The sequence below is a fragment of the Frigoribacterium faeni genome, from assembly GCF_007988805.1.
Classification (GTDB): domain Bacteria; phylum Actinomycetota; class Actinomycetes; order Actinomycetales; family Microbacteriaceae; genus Frigoribacterium; species Frigoribacterium faeni.
Window position 1 is genome coordinate 1 of the sequence record NZ_BJUV01000062.1, and the last position, 7,321, is coordinate 7,321.

At 72.0% G+C, this 7,321-nt stretch carries 5 protein-coding genes and 1 pseudogene; 5 read left to right on the top strand and 1 reads right to left on the bottom strand.

What is annotated here, in order from left to right; genetic code table 11:
• The 3 genes and pseudogenes from FFA01_RS15550 to recR form a co-directional block, all read left to right on the top strand.
• Positions 1–802 (top strand): annotated as a pseudogene (locus tag FFA01_RS15550) (hypothetical protein); the annotation flags it as partial.
• Positions 803–934: 132 nt separating this feature from the next.
• On the top strand, positions 935–3,337 hold the full coding sequence (locus FFA01_RS15555; protein WP_146857097.1) for a DNA polymerase III subunit gamma and tau: 2,403 nt from the start codon (positions 935–937) through the stop codon (positions 3,335–3,337).
• A 2-nt stretch (positions 3,338–3,339) separates the two neighbouring features.
• A complete protein-coding gene (recR, locus tag FFA01_RS15560; RefSeq protein WP_043595550.1) occupies positions 3,340–3,939 on the top strand; it encodes a recombination mediator RecR in 600 nt (199 codons plus the stop codon).
• A 24-nt stretch (positions 3,940–3,963) separates the two neighbouring features.
• On the opposite strand, the gene FFA01_RS15565 is transcribed toward recR, so the two are convergent.
• Positions 3,964–4,773 carry a DUF1206 domain-containing protein gene (locus FFA01_RS15565; RefSeq protein ID WP_146857098.1) on the bottom strand — a complete coding sequence of 270 codons (810 nt, stop codon included), beginning with the start codon at positions 4,771–4,773 and terminating at the stop codon, positions 3,964–3,966.
• Positions 4,774–4,952: 179 nt separating this feature from the next.
• Between FFA01_RS15565 and FFA01_RS15570 the strand changes: the two genes are divergently transcribed.
• Positions 4,953–6,218, top strand: a complete 1,266-nt coding sequence (locus FFA01_RS15570) for an aspartate kinase (protein WP_146857099.1) — start codon at positions 4,953–4,955, stop codon at positions 6,216–6,218.
• A gap of 98 nt (positions 6,219–6,316) precedes the next feature.
• Positions 6,317–7,321: aspartate-semialdehyde dehydrogenase (locus tag FFA01_RS15575; RefSeq protein WP_146857100.1), on the top strand; the 1,005-nt coding region annotated here is incomplete at its 3' end.

A 7,321-nucleotide genomic window follows, 5' to 3' on the forward strand; every position in this document is an offset into this window, starting at 1 on the left:
GACCGGTACGGCGACGGACACGACGGGTACGGCTACGGTCGGCACCGACGTGACCGGTACGGCGACGGACACCGTCGGCACGGCGACGGACACGACGGGTACGGCTACGGTCGGCACCGACGTGACCGGTACGGCGACGGACACGACCGGCACCGACACCGCCGGCACGACCGGCTCCGACACCGCCGGCACGACCGGCACCGACACCGCCGGCACGGCGACCGACGGCACCGGCACCACGCCCGACTCGTTCCCCGGCAACCAGGAGCGCACCGAGTCCACGGTGCAGATCGATCGCATCGTGCGTGGTTCCGGAGTCGTGCAGATCGTCTACGGCCTGAACTTCATCCCGGGTGAGACGGTGAGCGGCGTCGTCCGTTCGGCGCCCATCGCCCTGGGCGAGCAGGTCGCCGACGAGAACGGCGAGGTGACGTTCGAGTTCGCCGTCCCGGCCGACTTCGAGCTCGGCATCCACCGGGTCGTCCTGACCGGCAGCGAGTCGTCGACGGTGCTGCCGCAGAACGACTCCACGCAGTTCGTCGTCGTCGCCCCGGCGGCCGACGGAGACGGTGGAACCGGCACCGAAGGTGGAACCGGCACCGAAGGTGGAACGGGCACCGAAGGAGGCGCGGGCACGGTCGTCGGAGCGGGCGGCAGCCCCAGCTCGGGCGGTCGGACCCTCGCCTACACGGGACTGGACGCCCTGCCCTGGGCGGCCACCGGCACGGGCATCCTCGTGCTCGGCCTCGGGATGCTGCTGGCGTCCCGTCGCCGCAGCAGGATCGGGACGCGGATGCAGTGACGCCGGGGTCGGCGACGTCGGGGACCAACCACCCCCGACGTCGTCGTCCACTGAGAGAGGGCCTCGTCCGCAGCCGCGGACGGGGCCCTCTCGCCGGTCGCCAGTGTCGGCGGCCCCGACTACTCTTGTCCCGTGGTCACCGCTTTGTATCGCCGTTACCGGCCAGAGAACTTCGCCGAGCTCATCGGTCAGACGCAGGTGACCGATCCTCTGCGCACGGCGCTCCGCACCAACCGCGTCAATCACGCCTATCTCTTCAGCGGGCCCCGCGGCTGCGGCAAGACGACCTCCGCGCGCATCCTCGCCCGCTGCCTCAACTGCGCTCAGGGCCCCACCGACACCCCGTGCGGCGTGTGCCCCTCGTGCGTCGAGCTGGCCCGAGACGGCGGCGGCTCGCTCGACGTCATCGAGATCGACGCGGCCAGCCACAACGGCGTCGACGACGCGCGAGACATCCGCGACCGAGCGATCTTCGCCCCGGCTCGCGACCGCTTCAAGATCTTCATCCTCGACGAGGCCCACATGGTGACACCGCAGGGCTTCAACGCCCTGCTCAAGGTCGTGGAGGAGCCGCCGGAGCACGTCAAGTTCATCTTCGCCACGACCGAGCCCGACAAGGTCATCGGCACCATCCGCTCGCGCACGCATCACTACCCGTTCCGGCTCGTGCCTCCTGCTCAGATGCTCGACTACGTCCAGCAGCTCAGCGCGACCGAGAAGGTCGAGGCCGCCCCGGGCGTCCTGCCGCTCGTCGTCCGCGCCGGCGGCGGCTCGGTCCGCGACACCCTCTCGCTGCTCGACCAGCTCATGGCCGGCAGCGAAGACGGCGGCATCGAGTACGAGCGCGCCGTCGCCCTCCTCGGCTACACGCACGCCTCCCTGCTCGACGACGTCGTCGAGGCCCTCGGAGCGAGAGACGGCGCGGCGGCGTTCGCCGCCGTCGACCGCGTCGTCCAGACCGGTCAGGACCCGCGACGGTTCGTCGAAGACCTCCTCGAGCGGCTCCGCGACCTCATCGTCGTCGGCGCCACCACCGAAGGCGCCTCCGCCGTCCTGCGCGGCGTCACCGCCGACGAGCTCGACCGGCTGCTGCACCAGTCCCACGCCTTCGGGGCGGCGGAGCTGTCGCGCTCGGCCGACGTGGTCAACCGCGCCCTCACCGACATGACCGGGGCGACGTCGCCCCGCCTGCACCTCGAGCTCATGATCGCCCGCGTGCTCGTCCCCGAGTCCGACGAGAGCGAGCGCGGCGCCCTGGCCCGCGTCGAGCGCCTCGAGCGCCGCGTCGGAGTCGAGGGGACGACCTCGTCGGCGCCGTCCGCCGAGGCGTCGCGGCCCGCCGTCGCGACGTCGAAGCCGACGGCTCCTCGCGAGACCGAGACGCCCGTCACCGCCCCGGCGCCGTCCGCCACGTCGACGACGCCCGATCAGCCCGCCACCGCCGAGACCGCCCCCGGCTCGGTCGCGGCGACCGCCGCAGCGGCCTGGGGCACCTCGTCGACGCCCGAACCCGCGGCTCCGGCCGCCGCGCACTCGGCCGCGTGGGCGCAGACGCCGCCCGTGACCGACGCCGTGCCGGCCCACGCGGCCGACCGGGCGACATCCGTCGGCCCGGTCACCCTCCAGCAGATGCGCGACAGCTGGCCCGAGATCGTCGACGTCGTCGAGAAAGCCAAGCGCACCGCATGGATGGTCGTCGTGACGGCGACCGTGCAGGCCTACGCCGACGACGTCCTCACCCTCACGTTCCCGAGCGCCAGCGACGTCGACGACTTCAAGAAGCCCCAGGGCGCCGGCGAAGGGGTCAGCGAGCACCTCCGTCGCGCGATCCAGAGCGTGCTCGGCGTCACCGTCAAGTACATCGCCCGCGTCGAAGGCGCCCCCGGGCGCCCCACCGGTGCAGCCGCCCCGGCCCCGGCGGCATCCGCTCCGGTGTCCGCACCCGCAGATCAGGCGGGCAGACTCGCCGCCGCCGCGCCCGAGCCCTCCACGGCACCCTCGCCCGAGGCCGCGTCGTCGCCCCGTGACCCGGCTCCGGCCGTCCCGCCGACCGCCCCCGCGGCCGAACCCCGCCGTCAGCCCGGTCGACCGGCGACCGGGCGTGCGTCCACGGCACCCGCGCCGACCGCGTCGGCAGCCACGACCGGCCCGGTGACCGGCTGGGACGTCGCCGCCATCCCGCAGACGCCCCCGCCCGAGCCGGACGAACCCGAGTACATCACCGAGGAGCCCGACGGCGGTGCGCCGACCATCGACGCCTCGCCCGCTCCGTCCGCCGACCCGACCCGACCGAGCGGAGGCGCGACCACGGCGGGCGAGACGCGCGCGGCCCCCACCGCGGCGCAGCCCGCGCCCGAGAGCACGCCGACGTCCGGCCGTTCGGTCCCCGAACGTCGTGCGGCCGCCGGCGACCCGCGTCGCGGCATCCCGGCCAACTCCCGCTACGGCGAGGCCGTCGTCCGCGAGATCCTCGGCGCCCAGTTCATCGAAGAAGAGACGATCGCTCCCAGCGTCACGCCTCAGAGAAGCGAGTAGCCGTGTACGAGGGCATCGTCCAAGAACTGATCGACGAGTTCGGTCGGCTGCCGGGCATCGGTCCGAAGTCCGCCCAGCGCATCGCGTTCCACATCGTGCAGAACGAGTCGTTCGACACGTCGCGCCTCGCCGAGCTGCTCGTCGACGTCAAGACCAAGGTGCGCTTCTGCGAGATCTGCGGCAACGTCAGCGAGCAGGAGACCTGCAACATCTGCCGCGACCCCCGACGGTCGCCCGCGACGATCTGCGTCGTCGAAGAGGCCAAGGACGTGCAGGCCATCGAACGCACCCGCGAGTTCCGGGGCCTCTATCACGTGCTCGGCGGTGCGATCAGCCCCATCGACGGCATCGGTCCCGACGATCTCCGCATCCGTCAGCTCGTGCAGCGACTCGCCGACGACACCGTCCAAGAGGTCATCATCGCCACCGACCCCAACCTGGAGGGCGAGGCGACCGCGACCTACCTGTCGCGCATGCTCGCGCCCTTCGGTCTCCGAGTCACCCGCCTGGCCTCCGGACTCCCCGTGGGCGGCGACCTCGAGTACGCCGACGAGGTCACCCTCGGTCGCGCCTTCGAAGGACGCCGACTCGTCTCCGAGTAACGTCCCGGCACGGCCCCGCGCGGGTCAGAGTCGGGCGCGACGCGCCCGCACGAAGCAGTACAGCCCGTAGGCCATCAGGCCCAGGGCGACGGCGCTCAAGACCACCACGCCGAACGGCAGTGCGGCCAGGGCCTTCAGCGCCCCGTCGAGCCCGGTCGCCTCGCTCGGGTCGGCGGTCACGGCCGCGACCGCGAACAGCACGCCCACGACGGCCAACGCCACGCCCTTGGCCACGTAACCCGTCACGCCCAAGGCGACCGTGCCCCGACCCGCCGTGCCGCTCGGCAGCGAGAGATCCTCGCGGAATTTCTGCTTGACGCCCTTGACGACGAAGTAGGCGCCGATCGCGACGATCGCGAGGGCCACGACGACGAGCAGCACGACCCCGCCCGGTACGGCCAGCAGCCGTGCGCTGAGCGTCTGGGTCTGGCCCGAGCTGTCCGACGACGAGCCGCGGGCGAACGTGAACGCCGTGAACCCGACCGCCAGGTACGCGACGCCCTTGCCGCCCTCCTTCGCGCGTTCCGCCCAGGCGTCCTTGTCGGACCCCCGCACGAGAGCCGCCTCGAGGACCTGGAACAGCCCGAGGGCCCACAGTCCCACGACGATGAGCCACAGGAGGAACACCCCGCCGGGACGCGACGAGAACTGCCCCAGCGCGCCTCCCTGGTCGGCCTCGCCGCCCCCGCCGAAGGCGACGCCCAGGGCGATCACGCCGATCACGATGTGGAGCACCCCGTTCATCGCGAATCCGGTGCGGGCGAAGGTGGTCAGCACGCGGCTGTTCTGCAGACGGCTGGCGGCGCCGCGGGCCTGGTCGCTGGTGTCGGGCATCGGTCCACCGTAGGGGAGCGGGGGCCTCGGCGCCCGACGTGCCGTCTCGCCGCCGCGACTCCGACCCGGTGCCGTCGCCGCGCCTCCCGGTGTGCGTAACCTGCCCGCGACACGCAATAGAATCGCCGGACGCAGGCGTGAGCCGTCCTCTGGCGCGCCCAGTACCCCATGGAGTCACCGTGAGCTTGATCGTGCAGAAATTCGGCGGGTCGTCCGTCGCCGACGCCGAGAGCATCAAGCGCGTCGCGAAACGCATCGTCGAGACCCGCAAGGCGGGCAACGACGTCGTCGTCGCGGTCAGCGCGATGGGCGACACCACCGACGAGCTCCTCGACCTCGCCAGCGAGGTCGCCCCCATCCCCGGCGGCCGCGAGCTCGACATGCTGCTGACCGCGGGCGAGCGCATCAGCATGGCGCTGCTGGCCATGGCCATCCGCAGCCTCGGCGTCGAGGCGCGGTCCTACACCGGCAGCCAGGCCGGCATGATCACCGACGCGCAGCACGGCAAGGCCCGCATCGTCGACGTCACGCCGAAGCGCATCCGCGACGCGCTCGACTCCGGATACGTCGCCATCGTCGCGGGCTTCCAGGGCTTCAACCGCACCACGGGCGACATCACCACGCTCGGCCGCGGTGGATCCGACACGACCGCCGTCGCGCTGGCCGCCGCCCTCGACGCCGACGTGTGCGAGATCTACACCGACGTCGACGGCATCTTCACCGCCGACCCGCGCGTCGTGCCCAAGGCCCGCAAACTCGACCGGGTCACGAGCGAGGAGATGCTCGAGCTCGCCGCCGCGGGATCGAAGGTCCTGTACATCCGTGCCGTCGAGTACGCCAGGCGGCACGGCGTCACCCTGCACGTGCGGTCGTCGTTCAACAACAACGAAGGCACACTGGTCGTCAACCCGAAAGAGGGAGAGAACGTGGAAGAGCCCATCATCAGCGGTGTCGCAGGCGACCTCAGCGAGGGCAAGATCACCGTCGTCGGCGTGCCCGACGTGCCCGGCAAGGCCGCGCAGATCTTCCGCACGGTCGCCAAGACCGGCGCGAACATCGACATGATCGTGCAGAACATCTCGGCCGCGTCCACCAGCCGCACCGACATCTCGTTCACGCTGCCGAAGTCGGAGGGCGCCGTCGTCCTCCAGGCGCTCGAGGCCGACCGTGCCGAGAGCGGCTTCGAGTCGCTGCAGTACGACGACCAGATCGGCAAGCTCGCCCTCGTCGGCGCCGGCATGCGCACGAACGCCGGAGTCTCGGCCCGACTGTTCACGGCCCTGTTCGAGGCCGGAATCAACATCGAGATGATCTCGACGAGCGAGATCCGCATCTCGGTCGTCACCCGAGCCGACACGCTCAACGACGCGCTGCGCGTCGTCCACACGGCCTTCGGGCTCGACAGCGACGTCGACGCCGTCGTGCACGGCGGCACCGGTCGCTGAGGCGACCACCCCGATCCCCGAGGAGGCGCGTGCGGCACCGCACCGCGCCTCCCGAACCCGACACCCACGGCACCACCGAGACACCCCAGGAGACAACGATGGCTGAAGGTCTGCGCGTCGGCGTGGTCGGCGCGACCGGTCAGGTCGGCAAGGTCATGCGGAAGCTGCTCGACGAGCGCGACTTCCCGATCGCCGAGATCCGCTTCTTCGCCACCGCCCGGTCGGCCGGCAGCACCCTGCCGTTCCGCGGCGTCGACGTCGTCGTCGAGGACGTCGAGACGGCCGACCCCCGCGGTCTCGACATCGCGCTGTTCTCGGCGGGTGCGACCGGCAGCCGCGCGCACGCGCCCCGCTTCGCCGCGGCCGGCGTGCTCGTCATCGACAACTCGAGCGCCTGGCGCATGGACCCCGAGGTGCCCCTCGTCGTCAGCGAGGTCAACCCGCACGCCATCGACCAGGCCGTCAAGGGCATCGTCGCGAACCCGAACTGCACCACGATGGCGGCCATGCCGGTGCTCAAGGTCCTCGACGCCGAGGCCGGTCTCGAGCGCCTGATCGTCAGCACCTACCAGGCGGTCTCCGGCAGCGGGCTCAAGGGCGCCGACGAGCTCCTGGGCCAGGCCCGGGCCGCTCTCGAGCAGGACACCGCCGCGCTCGTCCACGACGGAGCCGCCGTCACGATGCCGGACCCGGCCGTCTACGTCCGCCCGATCGCCTTCGACGTCATCCCGCTCGCGGGCAGCATCGTCGACGACGGCCTCGACGAGACCGACGAGGAGAAGAAGCTCCGGAACGAGAGCCGGAAGATCCTCGAGCGCCCCGATCTCCTCGTCAGCGGTACCTGCGTGCGGGTCCCCGTCTTCACCGGCCACTCGCTCTCCATCAACGCCGAGTTCTCGTCCCCGCTGACGGCGGCCCGGGCGAAGGATCTCCTGGCCGACGCGCCCGGAGTCGTGCTGACCGACGTGCCGACGCCGCTCGAGGCCGCCGGTCAGGACCCGAGCTACGTCGGGCGCATCCGTCAGGACGAGGGCGTCCCCGGCGACCGCGGCCTCGCGCTCTTCATCAGCAACGACAACCTGCGCAAGGGCGCGGCGCTGAAC